The sequence below is a fragment of the Ruegeria sp. HKCCA5763 genome (assembly GCF_013034545.1).
GTDB lineage: Bacteria > Pseudomonadota > Alphaproteobacteria > Rhodobacterales > Rhodobacteraceae > Ruegeria.
The window spans coordinates 1-24,068 of the sequence record NZ_WQGF01000021.1; the positions used below are offsets into that span (position 1 = coordinate 1).

At 58.7% G+C, this 24,068-nt stretch carries 25 protein-coding genes; 11 read left to right on the forward strand and 14 right to left on the reverse strand.

Annotated features, from left to right (window positions below):
• A partial coding sequence (locus tag GOV89_RS22725; RefSeq protein ID WP_216599052.1) for a hypothetical protein occupies positions 1 to 305 on the forward strand: 305 nt, incomplete at its 5' end.
• A gap of 42 nt (positions 306 to 347) precedes the next feature.
• Here the strand turns inward: GOV89_RS22725 and GOV89_RS21670 are convergent.
• Entirely contained in the window at positions 348 to 1,538 is a 1,191-nt protein-coding gene (locus tag GOV89_RS21670) for a Zn-dependent hydrolase (RefSeq protein ID WP_171178125.1), read from the reverse strand.
• Positions 1,539 to 1,672: 134 nt separating this feature from the next.
• On the opposite strand from GOV89_RS21670, the gene GOV89_RS21675 reads away from it, so the two are divergent.
• Genes GOV89_RS21675 through GOV89_RS21690 form a run of 4 tightly spaced genes read left to right on the forward strand, consistent with a single transcriptional unit; the run spans position 1,673 to position 5,172 of the window.
• Complete coding sequence (locus tag GOV89_RS21675) at positions 1,673 to 2,323, forward strand: histidine phosphatase family protein (RefSeq protein WP_171239074.1); 651 nt, start codon at positions 1,673 to 1,675, stop codon at positions 2,321 to 2,323.
• Positions 2,324 to 2,341: 18 nt separating this feature from the next.
• Positions 2,342 to 2,956: a glutathione S-transferase family protein gene (locus GOV89_RS21680; RefSeq protein WP_171239075.1), complete on the forward strand. Its 615-nt coding sequence runs from the start codon at positions 2,342 to 2,344 to the stop codon at positions 2,954 to 2,956.
• 14 nt (positions 2,957 to 2,970) lie between these two features.
• Entirely contained in the window at positions 2,971 to 4,026 is a 1,056-nt protein-coding gene (locus tag GOV89_RS21685) for a saccharopine dehydrogenase (RefSeq protein WP_171178133.1), read from the forward strand.
• Between the two features lie 3 nt (positions 4,027 to 4,029).
• Positions 4,030 to 5,172: a saccharopine dehydrogenase family protein gene (locus GOV89_RS21690; RefSeq protein ID WP_171234827.1), complete on the forward strand. Its 1,143-nt coding sequence runs from the start codon at positions 4,030 to 4,032 to the stop codon at positions 5,170 to 5,172.
• Positions 5,173 to 5,256: 84 nt separating this feature from the next.
• Here GOV89_RS21690 and GOV89_RS21695 read toward each other — a convergent pair whose 3' ends face one another.
• The 4 genes from GOV89_RS21695 to GOV89_RS21710 all read right to left on the reverse strand — a co-directional run bounded on the left by GOV89_RS21695 (position 5,257) and on the right by GOV89_RS21710 (position 7,161).
• Entirely contained in the window at positions 5,257 to 5,460 is a 204-nt protein-coding gene (locus GOV89_RS21695) for a DUF1127 domain-containing protein (protein WP_171178137.1), read from the reverse strand.
• Between the two features lie 57 nt (positions 5,461 to 5,517).
• Positions 5,518 to 5,745 (reverse strand): DUF1127 domain-containing protein, encoded by a 228-nt coding sequence (locus GOV89_RS21700; protein WP_171178139.1) that lies wholly within the window; start codon positions 5,743 to 5,745, stop codon positions 5,518 to 5,520.
• Between the two features lie 239 nt (positions 5,746 to 5,984).
• Entirely contained in the window at positions 5,985 to 6,302 is a 318-nt protein-coding gene (locus GOV89_RS21705; protein ID WP_171178141.1) for a DUF3775 domain-containing protein, read from the reverse strand.
• Between the two features lie 85 nt (positions 6,303 to 6,387).
• Positions 6,388 to 7,161, reverse strand: coding sequence for a DUF1365 domain-containing protein (locus GOV89_RS21710; RefSeq protein WP_171178143.1), 774 nt, complete (start codon positions 7,159 to 7,161; stop codon positions 6,388 to 6,390).
• Positions 7,162 to 7,307: 146 nt separating this feature from the next.
• Between GOV89_RS21710 and GOV89_RS21715 the strand changes: the two genes are divergently transcribed.
• Genes GOV89_RS21715 through GOV89_RS21725 form a run of 3 tightly spaced genes read left to right on the forward strand, consistent with a single transcriptional unit; the run spans position 7,308 to position 9,076 of the window.
• Positions 7,308 to 7,964: a sigma-70 family RNA polymerase sigma factor gene (locus tag GOV89_RS21715; RefSeq protein WP_171093317.1), complete on the forward strand. Its 657-nt coding sequence runs from the start codon at positions 7,308 to 7,310 to the stop codon at positions 7,962 to 7,964.
• Positions 7,965 to 7,974: 10 nt separating this feature from the next.
• Positions 7,975 to 8,625 carry a ChrR family anti-sigma-E factor gene (locus GOV89_RS21720; protein ID WP_171234825.1) on the forward strand — a complete coding sequence of 217 codons (651 nt, stop codon included), beginning with the start codon at positions 7,975 to 7,977 and terminating at the stop codon, positions 8,623 to 8,625.
• A 46-nt stretch (positions 8,626 to 8,671) separates the two neighbouring features.
• Complete coding sequence (locus tag GOV89_RS21725; RefSeq protein ID WP_171178147.1) at positions 8,672 to 9,076, forward strand: hypothetical protein; 405 nt, start codon at positions 8,672 to 8,674, stop codon at positions 9,074 to 9,076.
• Between the two features lie 3 nt (positions 9,077 to 9,079).
• Here GOV89_RS21725 and GOV89_RS21730 read toward each other — a convergent pair whose 3' ends face one another.
• The 6 genes from GOV89_RS21730 to GOV89_RS21755 all read right to left on the reverse strand — a co-directional run bounded on the left by GOV89_RS21730 (position 9,080) and on the right by GOV89_RS21755 (position 16,386).
• A complete protein-coding gene (locus GOV89_RS21730; protein WP_171178149.1) occupies positions 9,080 to 10,309 on the reverse strand; it encodes a DNA recombination protein RmuC in 1,230 nt (409 codons plus the stop codon).
• Between the two features lie 57 nt (positions 10,310 to 10,366).
• Positions 10,367 to 12,229, reverse strand: a complete 1,863-nt coding sequence (mutL, locus tag GOV89_RS21735) for a DNA mismatch repair endonuclease MutL (protein ID WP_171178151.1) — start codon at positions 12,227 to 12,229, stop codon at positions 10,367 to 10,369.
• Between the two features lie 261 nt (positions 12,230 to 12,490).
• Positions 12,491 to 13,420, reverse strand: coding sequence for a metal ABC transporter permease (locus GOV89_RS21740; protein ID WP_171178153.1), 930 nt, complete (start codon positions 13,418 to 13,420; stop codon positions 12,491 to 12,493).
• Positions 13,417 to 14,622 carry a metal ABC transporter permease gene (locus GOV89_RS21745; protein ID WP_171178155.1) on the reverse strand — a complete coding sequence of 402 codons (1,206 nt, stop codon included), beginning with the start codon at positions 14,620 to 14,622 and terminating at the stop codon, positions 13,417 to 13,419. Before GOV89_RS21745 ends, GOV89_RS21740 begins: the two co-directional genes overlap by 4 nt.
• A 3-nt stretch (positions 14,623 to 14,625) precedes the next feature.
• A complete protein-coding gene (locus tag GOV89_RS21750) occupies positions 14,626 to 15,429 on the reverse strand; it encodes a metal ABC transporter ATP-binding protein (protein WP_171239076.1) in 804 nt (267 codons plus the stop codon).
• 3 nt (positions 15,430 to 15,432) lie between these two features.
• Entirely contained in the window at positions 15,433 to 16,386 is a 954-nt protein-coding gene (locus tag GOV89_RS21755) for a metal ABC transporter solute-binding protein, Zn/Mn family (RefSeq protein WP_171178168.1), read from the reverse strand.
• Between the two features lie 200 nt (positions 16,387 to 16,586).
• Between GOV89_RS21755 and deoC the strand changes: the two genes are divergently transcribed.
• The 3 genes from deoC to GOV89_RS21770 are packed head-to-tail and all read left to right on the forward strand — an operon-like array spanning position 16,587 to position 20,766.
• Positions 16,587 to 17,585, forward strand: a complete 999-nt coding sequence (deoC, locus tag GOV89_RS21760) for a deoxyribose-phosphate aldolase (protein WP_171239077.1) — start codon at positions 16,587 to 16,589, stop codon at positions 17,583 to 17,585.
• Positions 17,586 to 17,595: 10 nt separating this feature from the next.
• Positions 17,596 to 19,929: an aldehyde dehydrogenase family protein gene (locus tag GOV89_RS21765; protein WP_171178173.1), complete on the forward strand. Its 2,334-nt coding sequence runs from the start codon at positions 17,596 to 17,598 to the stop codon at positions 19,927 to 19,929.
• Between the two features lie 27 nt (positions 19,930 to 19,956).
• Positions 19,957 to 20,766, forward strand: coding sequence for an SDR family oxidoreductase (locus GOV89_RS21770; protein WP_171178175.1), 810 nt, complete (start codon positions 19,957 to 19,959; stop codon positions 20,764 to 20,766).
• 21 nt (positions 20,767 to 20,787) lie between these two features.
• Here GOV89_RS21770 and GOV89_RS21775 read toward each other — a convergent pair whose 3' ends face one another.
• From GOV89_RS21775 to GOV89_RS21785, 3 genes are all read right to left on the reverse strand, one after another.
• Positions 20,788 to 22,098, reverse strand: a complete 1,311-nt coding sequence (locus tag GOV89_RS21775; protein WP_171178177.1) for a pitrilysin family protein — start codon at positions 22,096 to 22,098, stop codon at positions 20,788 to 20,790.
• On the reverse strand, positions 22,095 to 23,435 hold the full coding sequence (locus tag GOV89_RS21780) for a pitrilysin family protein (protein WP_171178179.1): 1,341 nt from the start codon (positions 23,433 to 23,435) through the stop codon (positions 22,095 to 22,097). The genes GOV89_RS21775 and GOV89_RS21780 overlap by 4 nt, the downstream gene beginning before the upstream one ends.
• Before the next feature lie 81 nt (positions 23,436 to 23,516).
• Positions 23,517 to 24,032, reverse strand: coding sequence for a DUF3035 domain-containing protein (locus tag GOV89_RS21785; RefSeq protein ID WP_171178181.1), 516 nt, complete (start codon positions 24,030 to 24,032; stop codon positions 23,517 to 23,519).
• Between the last annotated feature and the right edge of the window lie 36 nt (positions 24,033 to 24,068).

Here is a 24,068-nt window from a genome sequence, read left to right on the forward strand (position 1 = left end):
AATCAACCAACTTACCTCCCAACTCAACATGCAACGAATACAAGGGAGTGCGTTTCGGTGAAGTCATTGCGGATACCTTTTCCTACCTATGGGTCGGTGCGCATCCCAACAGTCTGCAACAAGCAGTGAGGATTGCAACGATTCCAGACAGCCTACGCCCGACGCACCGTTCCTGGGAACGTTCTGCATACGGATGTATGCACATAAATGTTCCTATAGGAAACTTTTTTCCCTTAAGCAACACGCCTTGTTTGAAACTCAGAGGCTCGAAACGTTTTCTGCCGGAATTTTTCCAGTCTACTTGACCGCAAGAAACAGAAAAAACAGTATTTTACCCTCACTTTTTGCTATTGCCCCGCAAGTGACTGAACAGCGGCGTCAAGCACGCTCAGGCCAGCAAGCAGGTCGCTTTCGGCGGTGTCTTCAGCGAAATCGTGACTGATTCCGTTGATCGACGGCACAAACAACATGGCAACCGGCATCAGGCGCGACACGTTTGTTGCGTCATGCAACGCGCCCGAGGGCATCCGGCGCCATTTCCCCGGAGCAACCTGTTGCGCGCCACCTTCCAACGCATCCTGCAATGCCTTGTCCATGGCCACAGGTTCAAGCCCCAGCATCGGGCCATACTCCAGCGCCATCGCCTGTTCATCGGCTACCTCTTGTGCTGTCGCGCGAATGATCTCTTCCATCCGGACGAGGCGCTCCGCATCGCCATCCCGCCATTGCATCGAAAACCGAACCCGACCCGGAACTATGGATGAGGCATTGGGGTACACGTCAACACGTCCGATGGTCCAGACGGTCTGAGGCGTCACCACATTTCGGAAACGTTCATTGAGACGCGTGTTGAAAAGGGACAACGCCTGAAACGCGTCGCGGCGCAGGTGCATCGGTGTGGTGCCTGCGTGGTTCTGCTGACCCTCAAAAGTGATCGACATGTCGCGGATGCCGACAATATCAGTGACGACGCCGACCTGATCTCCTGTCGCGTCCAGGGACGGGCCTTGTTCGATATGCATCTCGATATAACCTTTGAAGTTGGACGGGTCGATAAAGCCACCAGACAGTTCGGACATTGAGGACCGCGCGGCACCAAAACTGACGCCCGCACCATCTGTCAAAGCATCTGCCCGTTCCAATGGCAGGCCACCGGACCATACGGCTGAGCCTGTGGTCACGCCGAACCGACCTTCTTCGTCCTGAAAGCTGACGACCGAGATGGGCCGATCACTTGAACGCGCGATTTCCAGTGCTGCAATGACGCCAAGCGCTCCGTCCAGCCAACCGCCCTCGGGCTGACTGTCGGAATGCGATCCCATCAACAGCGACGGACCTTCGGCCAACCCAAACAAGTTTCCGACCGGATCGAAATGCGGTGTCAGCCCCGCGTCAGACATGCGTTCGGCAAGCCATTTGCGCGCTTGGATGTCTGCTTGGGAATAGGCCGGTCGGATCACACCCTTGCCTACACCCGAGGCCCCGAATTCACGCAGCTTGTGCAAATCCGCCAAGAACCGTTCGTGATTGACCGACATGACACCTCCAAGTTTTCGTTGGGCAGACCATAGCCACAAACCGGAACACAGCCAGGAATTTTTCAACCGCACATGAAACCCCTCTGGTCCCGGGGTAGAACCTGCCCTAAGACGTCTGCGCAAGAGGGACCGACATGTCACATATCACATTGGTGCGTCACGGGCAGGCCAATACCGCAGCGCGCGACGAAGTAAGCTATGACAAGCTCAGCGAGTTGGGGCATCAGCAAGCCCGTTGGCTGGGCGCGCATCTGCGCGACACACGCAGCCACTATACCCGCGTTTATTGCGGCACTCTGACTCGCCATGCAGAAACCGCCCAAAGCATGGGGCTGTCTGACCCGATCCGTGATGCACGATTGAACGAGATTGAATATTTCACCCTGGCACAACTGCTCGAAGAACAGCACGGGGTTGCGATCCCCACGGACCGCGAGGGTTTTGTCGAACATCTGCCCCAAACCTTTGCCGCTTGGGCCAATGGCGACATCAGGAACGCACCCGAAACCTTCGAAGCGTTCGAAACGCGTGTTCGTGATGCGCTGAGTGAAATCGGAACCGAAGGCGGACCCGCCATTGTTGTCACCTCGGGCGGGTTGATCTCGATGGTGGTGCGGCAGGCGATGGGGTTGGACATCCCGTCGATGGCACGTGTGGCCCTTGCCATTATGAACACGTCAATGCATCGTCTGCATCCGATTGGGGCGCAACTGAGCCCGGTTCTTTTCAATGCCGTTCCGCATCTTGAGGCACCCGACCGGCAGTTCGCGCAGACCCACCTGTAACCAGATCGGAGATACCCCATGCAGCTTTATTATGCCCCTCGCACGATCTCGGTCGCTGTTGCGATTGCTCTGGAAGAGGCCGGCTTAGAATATGAGGTGATCAAACTGGACTTTGCCGGGGGCGAGCAGACGAAACCGGCTTACCGGCAGATCAACCCCAAAGGTCGGGTGCCGGCGCTGGTTGTTGATGGTGGTATCCTGACCGAAACCGGAGCGCTGCTGGAGTATGTCGCTGCCCAAGCACCTGCCGCAGGCTTGGTTCCTGCTGATCCGGTCATGGCCGCGCGCATGCGTGAGGTGATGTTCTATCTTGCGTCGACCATGCACGTGAACCACGCGCACAAGATGCGCGGAGCGCGATGGGCGGACAAGAAGCCAAGCTGGAAAGACATGAAGGATAAGGTCCCACAAACAATGACAGCATCCTGTGAATACATCTGTTCAAACGGCCTGCGTGGGCCGTTTGTTCTGGGTGAGGCATTTTCGCTGGCAGATGCCTATCTTTATGTGGTTTGCAGCTGGCTGGAAGGCGACGGCGTCGATGTCACGGCCTTCCCCAAAATTCTCGCCTTCCGCGAGGCGATGGAGGCGCGGCCTTCAGTTCAGGCGGTACATGCCGCCGGAATGCTCTGACAAAAGGAAATACGATGACACATCTCTGGGTCCGGGCAGAACAGCGCCCGAACGAGGAACGGGTTGGGCTGACCCCCGAAGGTGCCGCGGCGTTGATCGCGGCTGGCATCCGCGTGACGGTCGAGGAAAGCCATGTTCGTGCCATTCCAATCGACGGCTACAAGGACGCAGGCTGCGAGATCGCACCTGAAAACTCCTGGCCTGACGCTCCGGCGGACGCGATCATTTTCGGCCTCAAAGAGTTGCCCGAAGATGGCACGCCCCTGCCCCACCGACACATCATGTTCGGACATGCCTACAAGGGCCAGCATTCCGGCCGCGCTTTGCTGGAACGGTTCAAGGCCGGGGGCGGCACGCTGTATGATCTTGAGTATCTGGTGGATGAAGACGGTCGTCGGGTTGCGGCCTTTGGCTATTGGGCCGGCTATGCGGGTGCGGCAGTGACGCTCAAAGCATGGGCCGCGCAGCATCGGGGCGACCAATGTCCGCCTGTTGGGGTTTATGCCGGTAAGGACAAGCTTAATGCCGATTTGCTGGCCGAACTGGACGCCACAGGGGCCGAACGACCAAGCGCCATTGTCGTCGGGGCCTTGGGCCGCGTCGGCACTGGTGCTGCCGATCTGTGCGAAGCGATGGGTATCACTGTCACCAAATGGGATATGGCCGAAACTGCCAGCGGTGGTCCTTTCCCGGAAATCCTGGACCATGACCTGTTCCTGAATTGCATCTTCGCGCGGCCGGGTACGCCGGTCTTTGTTCCGCGTGACGCGCTGACCGCATCACGCAAGCTGACTGCCATTGGCGACGTCGCCTGCGACCCGGACAGCGATTACAACCCGGTGCCGGTCTACGACCGCGCAACCACATGGGAGGCCCCAGTGCTGCGCGTGGCCGATGATCCGGTGATGGACGTCATGGCCATCGACAACCTGCCGTCGATGCTGCCGGTCGAAAGCTCGGAAGACTACGCCGCGCAACTGCTGCCGTCTCTGCTGACACTGACCGATCTGGACAGCGGCGTCTGGGGTCGGGCAGAAGCAACCTACAAAACGCATATTGAAGGACTCTGAACGATGACGATTCACTGGTGTGGCACCGGCCTGTCGGCCATCCCCGGCCTGCGCCGCCTGATCGAGGGCGGGCACAAGGTCACTGTCTGGAACCGAACCATCGAAAAGGCCCAAGCCGAGGTCGGCGACCTGACCGACGATATCCGGGCGTTCGACATCGAAGCCCTTGCCAAGGTGCTGGGCAAAGGCGATGTGATCGTCTCGATGCTGCCGGGCGACTGGCATGTTCCGCTGGCAGAATTGGCGATCTCGAAACAGGCCAACTTCGTCTCATCTTCGTACATCGCGCCCGAGATGCGTGCGCTGGACGACAAGGCGCGCGAGGCCGGTGTGATTCTGGTAAACGAAGTCGGGCTGGACCCGGGCATCGACCACCTGATGGCTCATGCGTTGGTCGACGACTATCGCGCCTCAGATGTGTTCGATCCTGAAAACCACCTGAGCTTTATTTCTTATTGCGGGGGCATCCCGAAAACGCCCAACCCGTTCCGATACAAGTTCAGCTGGTCGCCTCTGGGCGTGCTCAAGGCACTGCGGTCGCCCTCGAAGTCGATCCGCGACTATGCCCCGCTGGATGTTGCACGCCCATGGGATGCCATCAGCAGCTATATCGCGCCGCTGCCCACACCGGAGAGCTTCGAGGTTTACCCCAACCGCGACTCGATCCCCTTCATGGCGCAATACCATTTCGAGGATCACTGGCCGGTCAAGGAATTCGTCCGCGGCACCCTGCGCCTGAACGGCTGGGCCGACGCGTGGTCGGATGTGTTCACCGAGATCGAAACTCTTTCCGGGCCCGAAGGTGACGCTCGCCTGAAAGAGATGTCGGATCAGTTCTGGGACGAAAACGCCTATGATGAGGGCGAACCAGACCGCGTTGTGCTGTGCGTTGGCCTAAAGGCCGAGAAGAACGGTATTGAGGTCTGGAACAAGACCTATGTCATGGATGCCTGGGGCGATGCGCGCGGCACCGCCATGGCGCGTCTGGTGTCGATCCCGGTATCACTGGCAATCGAGGCGGTCCTGAACCGAGCAATCCCGGCAGGGGTTCACGCAGCGCCCAGCGATCCGAAACTTGTGCAGGATTGGATGAGTGAGATCGATACGCTGGCACAACATTTGCAGATCGTTGATCACTTGGCCTGATTGAAAAGTGAAAGCCATCCCAGTTTTGCTGGAATGGCTTTCATAGTTCTTGGCTAAACATGACTTGCGTTCCCTTTCGGGCTTTCAGATGTACCGCTCAATCGTGTCTTCGATGTCGCTTCGATTGATGCCGAGCTCGGACAATTGTTGATCGCTCAAAGCGTTCAGATGCTGGGCCGCCCGGACAATGTCCGGGCTGATGGCACGGATGCGCATGGCACGGTCGAATAGCAGCAATGCACTAGCAGCCGGGGCCGGTTGATTGGTGGGCGGGATAACGTCAAACATATTGATAACCTCACTAACAATGAACTGGGGATGATTTAACTCAGGGGTTTTTCACCATCATTGCCGGTAGGGTTTGTTGTGATAAACACTCTCGTACGCGCATCGATTGATCTGGTCCCGCTGGACACCGATATCGGCAAGTTGTTGATCATCCAGCTTCTCAAGATCGCGCACAGTTTTTGCAAGAATTCGGCGACGGAAGTGCTCGACCTTTTTGTCGGCGTACTTCGAAAACAGACCATCAAGAAGGCCGTTCTGGGTGTTTACTGCTTGGGTATGTACCATGTCTTTGTCCTCCTAAACTTGATTTGCGTTGTCTTGGTGAAATCAAACTTGGGGACGCCGCCTTAACGTTATCAAAGCGCATCATTAAGGTTTGTTTAAGTCTGGGTCAGAGAAAGCACGTGGAGGATGAGTTATGCCGAGGCGTGTCCGCAATTTACGCCAGCAAAGTGTATCTCAGTAATAGATAAAGCCCAGATGGCGGCCAAACCGCCATCCTCGTATTTGGTGTGGAAAACGAACTACATCAGGTCGTTCTCAATATCCTCAGCCGAAATGCCCAAAGCATCCAACCCGTTCTCCAAGTGATCCGACAAGTGTGGGGTTCCAATCAGATAGTCGGCACAGGGGGTCGAAGCTTCGGACTTGGCGGTGGCGATGGCTTCGGCCAAATCCTCGGCGAAAAAGCTTTCGCGGCCGATCCACATGATGGCGACCAGCTCGGCCTGTTCGTCTTCGCCCATGCGGTCGATGAACGCCCGCAGCTCGCCCTCGGCCCGGTTCAGTTCGCGGCCCATCATGGCCACCTGGGCAACTTTCCTTGCCGAAATTTCCAACATGTCTTCAGCTCCTGTTGTTCGCGGTTGTCAAACCATCACAATCATCGACAGGGGCCTGAGTCTTTGATCTTACGCAAACTGGGGGTCAGTCACGCACACGCGACATTGGCTGGTCTGGTACAGGCTGGGATCGAAACGGGCGAAAGGTTGCCTTTTTAAGCCACAGTTTGAACGCTTGCCAAACAATCAGAGTAAATGTCCGCCGGGCCCCAAACGGACGCCGCAGCAAGGACCACAGGATCACCCGATTGGTTAGCGGCTGACGGGGTCCTGTCAAGGTGGCGATCAACCCACCGTCGGGTCGAGTATAGTCGATCCAAACACCAACCCTGTCAGGACGGAAATCAAATCGAAACGTATAACTGCCTTCGATCTTCTGGAATGGCGAAACATGCATCAGCTTGTCCGCCACCACCCGATCCGATGGTTCGATGGATGCAAAGTCTGGCTTGTGGCACAGATAACTGTGACGCGTCCCAAAGGTGTTCGTCACCTCGGCCACCACCGTATAGAGTTGGTCGTTGCCGTCAAAGCAGAACCAGAAGCTGACGGGGTTGAAGACATGCCCCAGAACCCGTGGCTGGGTCAGCAATATTATCCGCGCCGGTTGCGGCACGGCCATCTCGTCAAAGCGGGTACGCACCCACGCGGCACCTTCGCCCTGACCGGGCGCCCCGCCATGATCACGCGTACGCCAATTGGCGAGGTTTGCGCGGTCACGTGAAAACAACAGGGGTGTGGACAACTTGGCCTCGGGGTCGAACAGGATGTAATCGACCGAATACCGAAACGCGTTTTCGATCCCGCCCTTGCGCCCGTGATAGGTGTGGCCCGCGATATGATCAATTTCTTTTGCCATCGTGTGTTTTCAGACCTGCCCATAACCGCTTAAAACAGCATCGTTTTCCGCCGTATTTGTATAGTAGTGTTACGGAAAATAGCGCGCTTTGGATCAAAATGTCCCGATAAAGTGATCCGGCTTGGGGCGCAGCCCGTAATGTGGTTATGTTTACCGAGATCAATACTGCGACCTTGGACGAACCTGCGGCTGACACAGCCGCCCCTCAGCCTTGGCGCGGGAAGAAACGTATCAAGGGTAGACAGGTGAACGGAACGAAAGCAAGTTGCGACACCAGAACCGAGTGGGTGGAACACGTCAAACGCATCCGGGATGCGCAGGACCAGTCGGCCTTTGCCGAGCTGTTCCAACACTTCGCGCCACGCATCAAGGCGTTCCTGATGAAATCAGGGTCTGATGCCACCATGGCCGAAGAATGCGCGCAAGAGGTGATGGCGACCTTGTGGCATAAGGCCCATCTGTTCGATCCAACACGGGCCACTGTGGCCACGTGGGTTTTCACGATTGCTCGGAACAAGCGCATCGACGTTCTGCGCAAGCAACGCCGCCCCGAACCCGAGGAACTGGGATGGGGACCCGAGGCCGAGCCTGACCAGGACGACGTAATCGCGCTGCAACAGGAAACCGCGCAGCTGCGCACCGCCATGCTGGCGTTGCCTGAAGCGCAGAGAGAGCTGATCGAGAAGGCGTATTTCGGCGACCTGAGTCACCGCGAAATTGCGTCTCAGACCGGGTTGCCCCTGGGAACGATCAAATCACGTATTAGGCTGGCGCTGGACCGCTTGCGCCACGCGATGAACTGAGATGAGTAAGATGAGCAAGTCGATTAAACATCACCTTACAGATGACCTGCTGATGGCATATGCCGCAGGAACTCTGCCCGAGGCGTTCGATCTTATGGTCGCAACCCATCTTTCCCTGTGTGACCATTGCCGCGCACGGGCCGAGAGCTTTGACGCCGTTGGCGGGCAGGTTCTGGATGATCAGGCAGGCTCGGTTGCCATGTCTGATGCGTCCCTCGCGGCGACCATGGCCTTGATTGCGCAGGGCGCACCGAGCCCCAAGCCCGCGCGACCGGGCTGCGCCGTGCTGCCTACCCCCTTGCAGGACTATGTGGGCGGAACTGTCGCGGACATCCGCTGGAAATCCATCGGTATGGGCGTGAAGCAGGCCATTCTGCCGACCACCAAAGAGGCCACGGCAAGGTTGTTGTTCATCCCGGCCGGTGCTGCGGTCCCGGATCACGGTCATCAGGGCATGGAACTGACTATGGTATTGCAGGGCGCGTTTTCGGACGAGGTGGATCACTTTGCCCGCGGCGACGTTGAGATCGCTGACGAGGATTTGGAACACACACCTGTCGCGGATATCTCGGAAGACTGCATTTGTCTTGCAGTCACAGATGCACCGTTGAAATTCAACAAGCTTATGCCGCGATTATTCCAGCCCTTCCTGCGCATCTGACCTGCTGGTGATTTCCGGCTAAAGCGAAGCTTGAAAGGAAACAGACATGACAGGAAAACTTCTTTTGTCGGCCCTTCTGCTTGGTTTCGCGCCTGCGGCGTTAGCCCAGATGACCTCAGAGGTGCAATTTCAGTCCGGCAATTATGGCACCATGGTCAGCGGGGCTGTCACTGGCGACGAATACTTCGACTATGTGTTGGGTGCAAAAGCCGGTCAGGAGATGTTCGCCGACCTTCAGGTGAGTGACACCAATGGAAACGGCGTGGTCTATTTCAACATCCTGCCCCCGGGCAGTGATGGGGTTGCGATTTATAATGGCTCGATTGACGGCAATACCGCTCGGATCAACCTGCCAGAGGACGGAGACTATACGATCCGTGTTTATCTGATGGGAAATGACCGAGATACCGGCAAAACCGTCGGGTACAACCTGGACCTGTCGATCCAGTAAGTCTCAACCTTCGTGACGCGCCAATGGCACAACCTCTGACGCGGCATCAGGTGCGATTTCTTCAAAATCGAAATTGTGCAGACGCTGCGCCCGTCGGCCGGCTTTTTCGGCGCTGATCTTAATTTCCGAGATATCCTTTGCCGCCTGACCAAAATGACGATCCAGATTGGTCACACGATCACCCAGACGCTCCACATCCTTGTGCAGCAGTCCCAATTCTTTGCGGATCGCACCTGCCTGTTCGCGCATCCGGGCATCTTTCAGGATCGCGCGCATCGTGTTCAGCGTCGCCATGCAGGTGGTCGGCGAAACGATCCAGACGCGCTTGCTGAAACTTTCCTGAACCAGCTCAGGGAACTTTGCGTGAAGCTCGGCATAGACGGCCTCGGACGGCAGGAACATCAGCGCACCATCAGCGGTTTCACCATCCAGTATGTATTTCTCGGCAATGTCGTTGATGTGCTTACGCACCGTGCTGCGGAACATCTGCAACGCCGCTTTCAGCTCAGTGTCATTAGTCGCACCGATCAATGCTTCATACGCCTCCAGCGGGAACTTGCTGTCAATCACGATGGGGCCGGGCGGGTTCGGCAGATGGATCAGGCAGTCCGCACGACGCCCATTCGACAGGGTGGCCTGCAACTGGAAACTGTCCCTTGGCAGTGCCTTTGACACAATGTCTGTCAGCTGGATTTCGCCAAACGCCCCGCGCGTCTGCTTGTTCGACAGGATATCCTGCAGGCTGAGAACGTCACCAGACAGTTTGGTGATATTGTCCTGCGCTTTGTCGATCGCGGCCAGACGTTCCTGCAATTGGGTCAGGGATGTCGCGGTCTGTTTCGATGACCCATGCAGCGATTCTTTCATCCGCTCCTGCATTTCGGCCAGCGCGCGTGCAGACTTCATCGCGTTGTCCGCCAGCCGGTCATTCATCTGCTGCTGAACCGAGGAAAGGCGCGCCTCGACTGTTTGGATCACCTGCACTTGCGCATTGGCTTGCGTGTCCGAGACATGCTGAAGACCGCCGCGCAATTGTTCCTGCCCCTGCCCCAGTTGCTGCACATGCTGTCCCAGATGCGCCATCTGCCGCGCCAGAGGTTCCGCCATCCGGGCCGAGCGATTGGCCGCCCGCAGCGACAGGAACAAAAGCAAAAGGATCAGCAGGACAACCCCGCCACCGGTCAAAAAGACCGGGTCATCTACTGGGATCTGGGTGCCTGCAATCTGGATCATATCAGTCTTTATGTTCTCGTTTTGTTTCTGTCTTCTTAATTGGTTCCGAACGACGGATCAACTGCGTCCGAACAACCTTTCGATATCGCTGAGTTTCAGCTCCACATAGGTCGGGCGACCGTGGTTGCACTGACCGGAATGCGGCGTCGCCTCCATCTCGCGCAGCAAAGCGTTCATCTCTTCGGCGCGCATACGGCGACCAGAGCGGACAGAGCCGTGGCAGGCCACTCGGCTGAGGATCGCCTCGATCTTTGCCTGCACCATCTGGCTTTCACCCTGATCGGCCAACTCATCAAGGATATCCAGGATCATCGCGCGGGCATTGACCTCGCCCAAGATGGCAGGGGTTTCACGCACAGCAACGGCCCCGCCACCGAAGGGTTCGATGGTCAGACCAAAGCGCGTTAAGTTTTCAGCAACGGCCATCAGGCGCGCACAATCGCCTTCAGACAGCTCCACGATTTCCGGGATCAGAAGCGCCTGCGCTGCAACGCCGTTTTCCGCCATCTGCGTTTTCAGCTTTTCATAAACCAGCCGTTCATGTGCGGCGTGTTGATCCACGATCACCATACCGTCGGCGGTTTGCGCGATAATGTAATTCTCGTGCACCTGTCCCCGCGCAGCCCCCAAGGGAAGATCCTGCGGTTGAGATTCTTCTGCCTCGGCAATCGGCGCAACCGGGGTAGGCTCGACAATGCTGCCACTGTAGTCCTGGGCCAGTTCAGCAAAGCCCGGAGATTGCGCCCGGTAAGCGGCCTGTCGCGCTGCTGGCGAAGGTCGATCCATCTGGTACACCCGCGCTGTGGCAGATTGCGCAAGTTCGGGCCGCATCGCGCCCAAGGTCGCATTGGCCACGGTCGAGGACGCCCGATGCCCGGCCTCGGCCAATGCATGGCGCAGGCTGGACACAATCAAGCCCCGCGCAACGCCGGGGTCGCGGAACCGCACCTCGGATTTGGCGGGATGAACGTTCACGTCAACCAGCGTCGGATCACAGTCGATGAACAAAGCCGCCGCCGGATGCCGATCCCGGCTAAGAAAATCGAAATAAGCGGCCCGCAATGCGCCAGTCAACATCTTGTCACGCACAGGCCGACCATTGACGAAAAGATACTGCGCCACCGCAGCACCTCGCGAATAGGTCGGCAAGGCAGCGTAGCCATAAAGCCGGATGCCCTCACGCGTAGCGTCGATTTGCAGCGCATTCTCGGCAAACTCGCGCCCGATCACGCGGGCCAGACGGGCGTGGAGCGCGTCAAACAGATCTCCGTTCTCGCGATCCGCGCGGAAGGTCACACGACCCTCTCCGCCACCGGACACATCACGCAGGGTGAAGGTCACGGATGGCTCAGCCATGGCCAGCCGTTTCACCGTATCTGCAATGGCCTGCGCCTCGGCCCGGTCGGTGCGCATGAACTTCAGCCGTGCAGGCGTGGCAAAGAACAGATCGCGCAGCTCGACGACTGTGCCTGCGCGCAAGGCCACGGGTTTGACCGCGCCCATCTTGCCGCCCGCAACGTGGATCTGCGCCGCATCCGCACCCGGAACGCGGCTGGTAATGGTCAGACGCCCGACCGCACCCAAAGAAGGCAGCGCCTCTCCCCGAAACCCAAAGGTATGGATGTTCAGCAGGTCCGACCCATCAATCTTTGACGTGGCATGGCGGGACAACGCCAGTGGCAGATCACCTGCCGAAATACCGCACCCGTCATCCGTGACACGGATCAGGGTCTTGCCTCCATCCGCAATATCGATGGCAATCCGCGTGGCCCCTGCATCGATTGCGTTCTCGACCAGTTCCTTCACGGCAGAGGCCGGACGTTCCACCACCTCACCAGCAGCAATCCTGTTGATTGCAGCGTCATCCAATTGTCGGATCACCGGGCGATCTTCGCCGATATTGGGGTTTGCTTGCGCCATACCCCTAGACCTAGCACAGCCGCGCACGATTCTGCCACAGCTTTGCACAGGTTTTCTGATCAGAGAAAAGGCGTCCGGGTGGCCCTGAACGGTTTGGCCTTCGGGTCCACCCGGACGCACCAAGTGAGTGGTGTGAGTCAGCTAATGAATGGCTGCGTGTAACATGGGCCTGCCCAATAATCTGCTTAAGATTCATCTTTTGGGCATCTGGGCAGAGTTTGGCCGATGACGCATGGGAAGGTGCAGCGGGAACGTGCCGGGTCACGTAGATGTGTGCGCCCCGATATGCGCGCGGCACGGTCCGAACATGGCGGCTGCGGCAAGTATCAGACCAGACATCGTGGCAATCATGCCAGCCGCGCTGACTGCATCCGACCCGCCCAACCACAAGGGGCCGTATCCCGCCAATACATAGCCCGACACTGCCGAGGCCGTGGCGAACACAATGCTCCAGGCAATCTGTGCCTCAAGCCGGTTTGTCAGCATCCGTGCCGCCGCCGGAGGGCAGATGAACATGGCGATCACGATGATCGATCCCACCGCATCAAATGCAGCCACCGCCGCGATGGCCGCTGTTATGACCAATGCCATGCCAAGGGCACCCGTGCGAATACCGATCGTGCGCGCAAAGCCTTCATCGAAAGTCGAGATTTTCAACGGCCGCCAGAACAGCCAAGTGAACACAGACACACCCACCAGAGTCAGAGCAATCCGAGGCAGTTCAGGTGGCAGGCCCGCAAGAGCTTCGACATCCAGCAATGATCCCCAACCGGTTGCGTCCAGCCAGATCAGGCTTTCGAGATTGCCGTAAAGCGCATGTTCTACGTCCAGATGCACGGTAGAGGTGTCTGTTTGCTCAAGTAGCAAAACACCCGCTGCAAACATCGTGGTAAAGACAACACCCATGGCGGCACCGGGTTCGATCTGACCCAGTCGGCGAATGGCTTCGATCAGAACCACGGCCACAATCGCCGCCCCAGCAGCGCCCAGCATCATTGGCCATGTCGATATCGCCCCGGTCACCAGGAACGCCACCACGATACCCGGCAGCACCACATGGCTGATCGCGTCCCCAATCAGCGCCTGTTTGCGCAGCACCAGAAAGTTGCCGGGCAAGGCACAGGCAATGGCCGCAAATGTGCCAATCAGCAGCGGCGTCAACGACAGTGGGACAAACTCCTCGCCACTCATACCGGCACTCCTTGCGGCCCGCCGATTTGACGGTCGATTTCAGCGATCTGGTCATGCGTCAGGACCGTTTCGATATCCCGTAGCCCGTCATAGAGCGCAGCCGTCGCCTCATGCGCCTGATCCGCGCGGACGATTTCCCAGCGTTTTTCATCGCGCAGCGCCTTGGCCGCCCGCGCCTTGCCAGAGTCCGTGGCAACCCCGTCTGGCCGGACCAACCCCGCACGGCGCAACAAACGCAGCGTAAGAGGTTCATAAATTTTCTGCCCCTGCGCCAGCGCCAACAGACCCTGGCGGATATGCACCCGGCGCTGGAAGCGCAGATGCCGCAACACCGCCGCCAGCACCCCGCGCTTTGGGGCGCAGAACAGGGACAGGACGAAAAAGGCAAAGCTGACCAGAACGATGATAGGTCCCGTCGGCAAGTTGGGGGCAGAAGCGGAAATAGCAGCACCGATGTAACCCGCCAGACCTCCGGCAAGCCCGGCAAGCAGGACAACGTGCTCGGAACGCTCTGACCAGAACCGCGCCGTAACCGCCGGAATGATCAGCAAGGCCACAATCAGGATCAAGCCCACAATTTTCAGACCGACCACTGTGACAGCCATGACCAGCCCCATCATCGCAAGGTCGATGCGATGGATCGGCAAGCCACGGGCGGCAGCATATTCCGGGTCAAAGGCGACAAGAGTCATGGGACGGCGTAGGATCAGAACCAGCAGTAGCGTAGCCGAGCCACCGATGGCGATGATCATCGCATCCGCCCACAGCATTCCGGCGGTCGAACCCAACAGGAAACCCTCCAACCCCGCTTGACGCCCAACGCCCATGGTTTGAATGATCGTCAGTAAAACGATCCCAAAGCCAAAAAAGACAGACAGAACCGCTCCGATTGCTGCATCTTCAGCAAGTCGGGTGCGCCGTGTCAGCCAGTTCATGCAAAGAAGCCCAACCCAGGCCGAAATTGCAGACCCCGCAAGCAAGCCCAGCAGGTTTCGCCCATCCCCGCCCAGCGCGACCAAGACCATGAAGGCCAGACAGACGCCCGGCAATGTCGCGTGGCTGATGGCGTCGCTGACCAACGCGCGTTTACGCAGAAACAGGAACGTTCCTGTCACTCCGGCCGAAACACCCAGCAACGTCGCACCAATGGCGACCAGCGTGGCGTTATAGCCAAGCTGCAGGGTCAGAGCGTCCCAAATCATGTGTTATCCCAGCGCGCGCGATATCTGATCGATCTGCGCAGTTGCCAAACGCCCGCCATAGGCCGCTTGCAACGTTTCTGCAGTGAAAGCTTCGGACACCGGCCCTTCGGCCACTTTGCGGGTATTGATCAGGAAAACGTGGTCGAAATAATCGGTCACTGTCGCCAAATCGTGATGCACCACGACTACCGTCTTACCCGCCTCTTTCAGAGATTTCAGCACCGCGATAATGGCCTTCTCGGTGGCGGCATCCACCCCAGCGAAAGGTTCATCCAGCAAGTACAGATCCGCGCCTTGCGCCAAAGCACGCGCCAGAAACACGCGCTGCTGCTGGCCCCCGGACAACTGGCCGATCTGACGATCCGCGAAGTCCCGCATCCCGACGCGATTCAGGCAATCCATCGCGCAGGCTTTGTGACGGGCACGTACGCGCCCCAGAAGCCCAAGCTCGCGCGACAGCCCCATCAGCACAACGTCGATCACGCGTGTTGGGAAATCCCAATCCACGCTGGCCCGTTGGGGGACATAGGCAATACGCGCGCGCTGCGCCTCCAGCGGCTGTCCAAACACCGTCACCTGACCGGACAGGGGATTGACGATTCCCAAAGCCGCCTTGAGAAGCGTGGACTTGCCTGCACCGTTTGGGCCAATGATGGCGGTCATGGCACCAGGCTGCACTGTCATATCAACCGAAAACACAGCAGGCTTTTGGCCGTAAGAAACGGTCAGGCCACGCACCGCTAGCGGGCTTTCACCCAGCCCGTTATCCTCAAGCGTCACACCATCATTGCTGACCAGACCCAGCATTGTTCAAAACCCCGCAGACAGTTTGCCGTCCATGCCTCGACCGGGGGCGTCGCCGTTCAACGCACTTCCAATGACTGTGATGTTGTGATCCAGCATCCCGATATAGGTACCCTCATAGGTGCCTTTTGCGCCCATCGCATCCGAAAAAAGCTCACCACCGATCGTTACTTTGTGCCCCTTGGCCGCAGCCCCTTCGATCAACGCGCGAATTGAGCGATCCGAGACCGAACTTTCGACAAAGACAGCCGTGATTTGGCGATCAACCAGCAGGTCAACCAATTCGCTGATCCGGTTCAAACCCGCCTCGGACTGGGTCGAAATGCCCTGAATGCCCAGAACCTCGAACCCATAGCTTTGACCGAAATAGCCAAATGCGTCGTGGGCGGTAAGCAGAACTCTGCTGTTCTCGGGCACCGAAGACAGGACATTCTCGGCATAAGCCGCCAAACGGTCAATATCGGCAAGATGCGCCTGTGCATTGGCTGCAAACACGCCTGCCGCTTCGGGACGAATGTCGGTTAGAGCGCCTTGAACCTCTAGCACAACTTCGCGCCAAAGCACGGGCGACATCCACACATGTGGGTCGTATTTGTCGGCGTAATCATCATGCGCACGCAGTTTGGACTTATCGACCCCCTCGGCAACCGCGACTACAGCGCGTTTGCGTTCGAGATCGTGGAAGAAGTCTTCCATTTGCGCTTCGAGATACAGACCGTGCCAAAGGATCAGGTCAGCGCGGGTCATGGCAACGATGTCGCTGCGGGTCTGTCGATAGGCATGAGGGTCAACGCCCGGCCCCATCAGGCCTGTGACCTCGACCTGATCACCGCCCACCTGGCGCGCTGCATCCGCGATCATGCCTGTTGTCGCGACCACTTTGAGTGGCGCTTCAGCCCAAGCGGCGACTGGCATCGAGAAGGTCAGCGCCAACGCTGCAAGAAAACTCCGACGAATCATCTTCGACCTCAGTTTTGCGTCCTGTTGAGACTGAATATGAGAACCATTCGCAACTAAGTCAACGCTAATGCGAATTATTCGCAAGAAAGCCTGCTATTTTTGTCCGAATGGTCAAAAAATTACCATTCAATTACATGCAGCACCTTCCATTCCCCGGTCTGCCGTGCGAATTTGTCGCAAACCTCCCAAAGGACGTGACTATGGATACGCAGAGCTCAGAAAGCCCCGTGCGCACCGCGCATCTGCCGCAAGTAACCGAACCCCGGAACCCAGGAATGGAACTGGATCTGGACTGGGTCCGCGCCGTTCAGGCCAATACCTCGGCCATTGAGCGCCGGGCGGCAACCCTGCCCGGGCGGCGTTCGGTCAAGAAGGATTATCAGGCGGCGTGGCTGCTCAAGGCGGTTACCATGATCGACCTGACGACGCTGTCAGGCGATGACACTGTAGGCCGTGTGCGCCGCCTTTGTGCGAAGGCGCGCCAGCCTGTGTCGTCATCGCTGTTACAGGCAATGGATATGCCGCCAATCACGGCAGGTGCCGTCTGCGTCTATCATGACATGATCGAGACTGCCTTGGATGCCCTGAAAGGCACAGGCATTCCAGTGGCCGCCGTATCAACCGGATTTCCCGCTGGTTTGTCGCCCTTCCACCTGCGCGTTGCCGAGATTGAGGAAAGCGTAAAAGCCGGAGCGGAAGAGATCGACATCGTCATTTCGCGCCGTCATGTGCTGTCAGGGGACTGGCAGGCGCTGTATGACGAGATGAAGGCCTTCCGCGTGGCCTGCGGCGATGCCCATGTCAAAGCCATTCTGGCGACCGGAGAGTTGGGCAGCCTGCGTAACGTCGCCCGCGCCTCGCTGGTCTGCATGATGGCCGGGGCGGATTTCATCAAGACCTCAACCGGCAAGGAAAGCGTCAACGCCACCCTGCCCGTATCGCTGGTCATGATCCGCGCCATTCGGGATTTCTATGATCGCACCGGGTATCGCGTTGGGTACAAGCCTGCCGGTGGCATTTCGAAAGCCAAAGACGCGCTGGTTTACCTGTCGCTGATCAAGGATGAGCTGGGCGACCGCTGGTTGGAGCCCGACCTGTTCCGCTTTGGTGCGTCGTCACTGCTGGGCGACATCGAGCGGCAGTTGGAACATTTTGCCACCGGGTCCTACTCGGCTGGCTACCGTCACTCAATGGGCTGAGGAAAGAACTATGACAGTCAAAGAAATCTTCGAGACCATGGAATACGGCCCTGCCCCTGAAAGCGCTGCCGAAGCATTGGCGTGGCTGGTCGATCAAGGTGACAAGTTCGGTCACTATATCGATGGCGGCTTCACCAAACCGGGAAAAGGCTTCGACAGCCGCAATCCGGCAACTGGCGAGGTGTTGGCTAAGCTGACACAGGCGAAACAGGCCGATGTGGACGCCGCCGTGGCCGCTGCCCGCAAAGCGCAGCCGAAATGGGAAAAGCTGGGTGGCGCAGGGCGTGCGCGATACCTCTATGCCATTGCGCGGCTATTGCAGAAACACGCGCGCCTGTTTGCGGTGCTGGAAAGCATGGACAACGGCAAGCCGATCCGTGAATCGCGCGACATCGACATCCCTCTGGCGCAGAGGCATTTCTACTATCACGCCGGCATGGCGCAGTTGATGGAGGCCGAGTTGCCCGATGCGCAGGCTTTGGGCGTTTGTGGTCAGATCATCCCGTGGAACTTCCCGCTGTTGATGCTGGCATGGAAGATCGCACCTGCGCTGGCGATGGGGAATACGGTGGTTCTGAAACCGGCCGAGTACACCTCGCTGACTGCGTTGTTGTTTGCCGACATCTGCTCGCAAGCCGGGCTGCCGAAAGGTGTCGTCAACATCGTGACCGGCGATGGCGCGGTGGGCGAGATGATCGTGAACGCCGACGTGGACAAAATCGCCTTCACTGGCTCGACCGTCGTTGGACGGCGCATCCGAGAGGCAACGGCTGGCTCAGGCAAGGAACTGACGTTAGAGCTGGGCGGTAAATCTGCCTACATCGTCTTCGATGACGCCGATATCGACAGCGCTATCGAGGGTCTGGTCGATGCGATCTGGTTCAATCAGGGTCAGGTTTGCTGCGCGGGGTCCCGCCTGCTGGTGCAGGAAGGTATCGCCGACCGGTTCCACGAGAAGCTACGCGCGCGGATGGATGGGTTGCGGGTGGGTGATCCGCTGGACAAATGCATCGACGTGGGCGCGGTTGTGGATCCGGTTCAGTTGCAGACCATCAAGGGCATGGTCGAAAGCAACACGGCGGGTCACGTGCATCAGGCCGCCTGTGAACTGCCCGCAAATGGCTGCTACTACCCGCCGACGCTGATCTCAGGGCTCGAGACATCCGACCCGCTGATGCAGGAGGAAATCTTCGGCCCGGTTCTGGTCTCCTCGACCTTCCGCACCCCGGCTGAAGCGGTCGAACTGGCCAACAACACCCGTTACGGGCTGGCCGCGACAGTCTGGACGGAGAATGTGAACCTTGCGCTGGACATCGCGCCCAAGCTGGTTGCAGGCGTGGTTTGGGTGAATGCCACCAACCTGTTCGATGCCGCCGCAGGCTTCGGCGGCGTGCGCGAAAGTGGCTTTGGCCGCGAAGGCGGCTGGGAAGGTCTGACGGCTTACACCAAACCCAAGGATAAGGCCAAACCTCTTGCGAAGGTCGAAGCGTCAATGGGCGAAGGGTCCCCGGTCGATCCGATTGACCGCACTGCCAAGATGTATGTCGGCGGCAAGCAGGCGCGGCCCGATGGTGGGTATTCCAAACCCGTCTGGGGCAAGTCCGGCCTGCTGGGCCACGTGGGTCTGGCCAACCGCAAAGACGTGCGCAACGCCGTTGAGGCCGCAGCGGGTGCCATAGGCTGGTCCAAGACCACCGGCCATCTGCGGGCACAGATTCTGTATTACATCGGCGAGAACCTCTCGGCCCGTGCGAGTGAATTCGCCGCGCGCATCGACGCCATGACCGGCAAGAAGGATGGCGCGAAAGAGGTCGAAACCTCGATCCAACGCCTGTTCACCGCAGCTGCCTGGGCCGACAAATATGACGGTCAGGTGCATGGCGTTCCGATCCGGGGCGTGGCTATTGCCATGAAGGAACCCGTGGGCGTCATCGGTGCGCTCTGCGCGGACGAAGCGCCTCTGTTGGGTCTGATCTCGGCGATGGCGCCTGCGATTGCTATGGGCAACCGGGTGGTTCTGGCGGCATCCGAGCCCTACCCGCTGGCAGCAACGGATTTCTACCAGATTCTGGAGACCTCGGACGTCCCCGCAGGCGTGGTCAACATCTTGACAGGCAGCCACGCGGAACTGGCGAAACCTCTAGCCTCGCATCTGAACGTGGACGCGGTCTGGTCCTTCTCGTCAACTGACCTTTCGAAAGAGATCGAGACAGTCTCGGCCGGGAACCTGAAACGGACCTGGGTTAATAACGCGACGGCATTTGACTGGAGCGTGGACCATTCCCGCCGCTTCCTACAGGCTGCAACCGAAGTGAAAAACATCTGGGTGCCCTACGGCGAGTAGGGCCCCCGCGCATCACGGGAGGCCCATATGAACTTTGCAGGACAAACCGTCATCGTCATTGGCGGCACCAGCGGTATCAACCGTGGCATTGCCGAGGCTTTTGCAGCCTCGGGTGCCAAACTGGCCGTCGCCAGCCGTTCACAGGAAAAGGTGGACGACACCGTGGCCGCGCTGAAAGCCGCAGGCGCACAGGACGCCATCGGGGCGGCCTTTGACGTGCGTGATCCGGATGCTGTGGCCGCTGGTCTGAAACAGTTTCACGACGCCTATGGTGATTTCGACGTGCTGGTTTCTGGCGCGGCAGGAAACTTCCCGGCGCTGGCATCCGAGATGTCGGTCAACGCGTTCAAGACCGTGATCGACATTGACCTGATGGGTACAATCCATGTGATGAAAGGGGCGTATCCTTTCTTGAAACGCCCCGGTGCCAGCATCATCAACATCTCGGCTCCGCAATCTTACCTGCCTTATGAGGGTCAAGCTCATGTCTGTGCCGCGAAGGCAGGGGTTGATCAGATCACCCGGACGCTGTCGATGGAATGGGGTGTTGAAGGGATCCGCGTGAACTCGGTCGTGCCGGGGTTCATCGAAGGCACCGAAGGCGCAAAACGCCTGGCCCCTACCCCGGATGCCGGTGAAGCGCTGCGCCGCGATGTACCGTTGGGCCGCTGGGGTCAGCCGCAGGACGTGGCCAATGCCTGCCTGTTCCTCAGCTCGGATCTGGCCAGCTATATCAGCGGTACTGTATTGGCTGTCGACGGCGCGCTGTATCAACGCGGCTCGGGTAAGTTCGGCCAGATGATGGGTGAGATGCTGCGCAGCATGAAAAAGGGGTGAGACGCGCTCACCCCCTCATGCTCAGTTCGTGGTCTCAAGGCCGACGGGTTTGCCCACTACGGTAAAATGCAGCCCGTCCGGATCCAGCAATTCCGAGGCAACCCGGTTCACGTCTTCCAACGTCACGGCGTTTACCTTGTCATTGCGTGTCGCGATATAGTCGATGGGCAGGTTTTCCATCTGCATCCCAACCATGATACCGGCAATCTGCCCGTTTCCATCAAACCGCAGCGGATACGCACCGGTCAGATAGGTCTTGGCATCGTCCAGCTCTTTCTGGGTGACACCTTCCGAAGCGGCCTTGGCCCATTCGTCACGGATCACCTCAACTGCCTCGGCAATGCGGTCGTTGGCTGACGAAACTGACCCCAGATAGACAGACGCCAGATCCTTGGGCACAAGATACGTTGCCACACCGTAGGTCAGCCCGCGTTTTTCCCGCACTTCCTGCATCAGGCGGCTTTCAAAGCCACCACCACCCAGGATGTGATTCAAGACAAACGCAGCAAAGAAATCCGGGTCGTCCCGATCAATCCCGGCCTGACCGAACAGGGCCACCGATTGCGGCGTATCGAACTCGACAACGCTGATACCTCCGGGAATTGTCACGTCAGCCTTTTCCGGGATGGGTCTGGCGGTCTCAGGCAAATCGGCCAGCAACGCATCAAGCAACGCGCCCAGTTCCTCTGCAGTGATGTCGCCCACGGCTCCAACATAAAGGCGGTCTTTGGCGAACACGCTGTCATATGCAGCCACTACATCGTCCCGCGTCAGAACCGAAACGCTTTCGATCGAGCCCTTCCCTTCTGATCCGTAGGGGTGGTCGCCATAGGCCATCCTTGCAAAGTTCAAGCCTGCGATTTCATTCGGGTCGGTCTGATCCGAGCGCAATCCCGACAGTATCTGGGCGCGCACGCGATCAATGGCATCCTGATCGAAACGCGGCTCGTGCAAGGTGGTGCGCAATAGTTCGACCACCTCATCCCGGTTCTCGGTCAGAAATTGCGCCGAGATCGATACGGTGTCGTCGCCTGCATTATACCTGAATGATGCGGCCAGTGCTTCAAGCTCACGGGCATATGTCTGAGCGTCCATGTCGCCCGCGCCTTCTTCAATCAGACCGCTCATCAAATAGACAGCACCGCGCTTGTCCGGGTCGTCCAGAGAAGTGCCGCCCCGAAACCGTAGCTCCAGCGCGGTAAAGGGGATCGAATGATCTTCGACCAGCCAGGCCTTGATGCCGCCGGGTGAGGTCACTTCTTCGATCTCGATCTCGGCCAGGGCAGGCAGGGCAACCAGACAGGCAATCAGAGTTGCAAGGAACCGTTTCATTGAGTCACCTCATCATCTCGCATCAGCCAACCTGTGACAGATGCCTCGGGTTGCAGCACTTCGCGGGCAGCGGCGATGATCTCATCACCCGTCACGGCCTGAAGAATGTCGGGCCAAGCCTGTACATCTTCGACCGTCAAGCCGCTGGTCAGGGCGCGGCCGTACCGGTTGCCGATGCCGTCCACATTGTCGCGCGCATAGGTCTGAGCAGCGCGCAGCTGCATTTTGATGCGGTTCAGGTCGTCTTCGTTCACACCTTCAGCGATAAAATCAGCGACCGCCTGATCCATGGCATCTTCGGCCTCTTGCAGCGACACACCCTGCGCCGGAACTACCAGCAGGTCAAAGGTCGTGTCATCCAGCGATACGCCGCGATAAAATGCGCCCGCATAGACGACTTTTTGCTGATCGAACTGAAGCTTTTCGTTCAGGTATGATGTGGTGCTGCCACCCAACAGCTCAGCCAGAAGAAACAGGGCTGCCGCCTTTTCCTGCTCACCCGGATTGCGTTCGGGGGCCAGATAGCTGCGTTGCACATAGGGCTGCGCCACGCGCGGGTCCTTGTAGGTCAGGCGCCGTTCTGCCGCATGCGGTGGCTCCTGCGACCGCACCCGCTCGGGCAAATCCGGGTTGGCCGGGATCACGCCGTAGTATTGCTCGGCAAGGGCTCGGACCTCTTCAGGCTCAACGTCGCCAGTAACCACCAGAATGGCATTATTGGGTGCATAATGGGTCTGGTAGAACGACAGGGCATCCTCCATATCCAGCTCTTCCATCTCGTGCTTCCAGCCAATGATCGGCACGCCATAGCGATGGTTGAGATACTGCGCAGCGTTCATCTGTTCACCGAACAGGGCGCGTGGGTTGTTTTCCGTGCGCTGATTGCGTTCCTCAAGGATCACGTCACGCTCGGTCAGAATATCCTCTTCGCTTAGCCGCAGGTTCCGCATCCGATCGGATTCCATCCGCATCATCAACTCAAGCCGGTCGGCTGCGACGCGTTGAAAATACGCGGTGTAGTCATAGGATGTGAACGCGTTGTCATTGCCGCCATTGGCGGCGACGGTGGCCGAAAACTCACCCGGAGCCAGCGTGTCTGTACCTTTGAACAGCAGATGTTCCAGGAAATGCGCGACACCGGAGGCCCCTATCGGCTCGTCCGCAGATCCAGCGCGATACCAGACCATGTGTTGCACCACCGGCGCGCGGTGATCTTCAACCACCACGACATCCATGCCGTTGTCCAAAGTGAATGTAGTGACCGCTTCTTTCCCGTCCTCGGCGAAAACCGGGGTGGCAGCGATCAGGGCAGCCGACAAAGCCAGGGCCCGAACCATGGGGCATCCTCCGTTTCGTTTCTGGTATTCAAACTACGGTGGTGCGGCCCGGGTTCAAGCCCGATGACGGAAAGTTAAGAATTATTCATCAGGAGGCGATGATGGCGTTTCAATCCCAGCGTTACGCGCGGCGTTTGTTTCCGCATAGGGATTGATGGATTGCCGTTCATAGACCTGACCATAACGATCGACAGGGAACAGACGCAAACCGGTCCAGCGACCGCGGCGCTTGCGGAACGCGGCATCCTCGGCCTCGACCACCTGACGCGCATCAGGTGGCACACCATAACGGCTTGAGGCCGTGACCAGCGCCGCATCTGACGACGGCACCGCTGTATTCGGGTTCAGTGCAGCCGCATTGCCACCCAGCGCTGCCACGGCGTCAGCGTTCGGGTTCGGATCGGTCAAGTTGGCACCGCCCGGCGTCGGAGCAGGCAAAAAGGCGTAATCCTGAGGTTCCGTCAGTGGTTTGACTGGAAGAACAGAAAATTCATCCGGACCCTGCCCCGGAGGCGCCAGATCCCGCAGACCGGGATTCGAACATGCCGCAACCGCTGCGACAACAGTCAGAACAAATATGGCGCGCGGCATCCGCATAGGTGTCTCCAGCCTGTTTCTGGCGCTTTTATCTCA

Coding starts and splice junctions, on each gene's coding strand:
- GOV89_RS21690 (WP_171234827.1), top strand. CDS start 4,030: ATGACGATTCACTGGTGTGGCACCGGCCTGTCGGCCATCCCCGGCCTG.
- GOV89_RS21720 (WP_171234825.1), top strand. CDS start 7,975: ATGAGCAAGTCGATTAAACATCACCTTACAGATGACCTGCTGATGGCA.
- GOV89_RS21670 (WP_171178125.1), bottom strand. CDS start 1,538: ATGTCGGTCAATCACGAACGGTTCTTGGCGGATTTGCACAAGCTGCGT.
- GOV89_RS21765 (WP_171178173.1), top strand. CDS start 17,596: ATGACAGTCAAAGAAATCTTCGAGACCATGGAATACGGCCCTGCCCCT.
- GOV89_RS21695 (WP_171178137.1), bottom strand. CDS start 5,460: ATGTTTGACGTTATCCCGCCCACCAATCAACCGGCCCCGGCTGCTAGT.
- GOV89_RS21705 (WP_171178141.1), bottom strand. CDS start 6,302: ATGTTGGAAATTTCGGCAAGGAAAGTTGCCCAGGTGGCCATGATGGGC.
- GOV89_RS21730 (WP_171178149.1), bottom strand. CDS start 10,309: ATGATCCAGATTGCAGGCACCCAGATCCCAGTAGATGACCCGGTCTTT.
- GOV89_RS21700 (WP_171178139.1), bottom strand. CDS start 5,745: ATGGTACATACCCAAGCAGTAAACACCCAGAACGGCCTTCTTGATGGT.
- GOV89_RS21725 (WP_171178147.1), top strand. CDS start 8,672: ATGACAGGAAAACTTCTTTTGTCGGCCCTTCTGCTTGGTTTCGCGCCT.
- GOV89_RS21710 (WP_171178143.1), bottom strand. CDS start 7,161: ATGGCAAAAGAAATTGATCATATCGCGGGCCACACCTATCACGGGCGC.
- GOV89_RS21740 (WP_171178153.1), bottom strand. CDS start 13,420: ATGAGTGGCGAGGAGTTTGTCCCACTGTCGTTGACGCCGCTGCTGATT.
- GOV89_RS21775 (WP_171178177.1), bottom strand. CDS start 22,098: ATGAAACGGTTCCTTGCAACTCTGATTGCCTGTCTGGTTGCCCTGCCT.
- GOV89_RS21785 (WP_171178181.1), bottom strand. CDS start 24,032: ATGCGGATGCCGCGCGCCATATTTGTTCTGACTGTTGTCGCAGCGGTT.
- GOV89_RS21680 (WP_171239075.1), top strand. CDS start 2,342: ATGCAGCTTTATTATGCCCCTCGCACGATCTCGGTCGCTGTTGCGATT.
- GOV89_RS21755 (WP_171178168.1), bottom strand. CDS start 16,386: ATGATTCGTCGGAGTTTTCTTGCAGCGTTGGCGCTGACCTTCTCGATG.
- GOV89_RS21715 (WP_171093317.1), top strand. CDS start 7,308: ATGTTTACCGAGATCAATACTGCGACCTTGGACGAACCTGCGGCTGAC.
- deoC (WP_171239077.1), top strand. CDS start 16,587: ATGGATACGCAGAGCTCAGAAAGCCCCGTGCGCACCGCGCATCTGCCG.
- mutL (WP_171178151.1), bottom strand. CDS start 12,229: ATGGCGCAAGCAAACCCCAATATCGGCGAAGATCGCCCGGTGATCCGA.
- GOV89_RS21745 (WP_171178155.1), bottom strand. CDS start 14,622: ATGATTTGGGACGCTCTGACCCTGCAGCTTGGCTATAACGCCACGCTG.
- GOV89_RS21750 (WP_171239076.1), bottom strand. CDS start 15,429: ATGCTGGGTCTGGTCAGCAATGATGGTGTGACGCTTGAGGATAACGGG.
- GOV89_RS21770 (WP_171178175.1), top strand. CDS start 19,957: ATGAACTTTGCAGGACAAACCGTCATCGTCATTGGCGGCACCAGCGGT.
- GOV89_RS21675 (WP_171239074.1), top strand. CDS start 1,673: ATGTCACATATCACATTGGTGCGTCACGGGCAGGCCAATACCGCAGCG.
- GOV89_RS21685 (WP_171178133.1), top strand. CDS start 2,971: ATGACACATCTCTGGGTCCGGGCAGAACAGCGCCCGAACGAGGAACGG.
- GOV89_RS21780 (WP_171178179.1), bottom strand. CDS start 23,435: ATGGTTCGGGCCCTGGCTTTGTCGGCTGCCCTGATCGCTGCCACCCCG.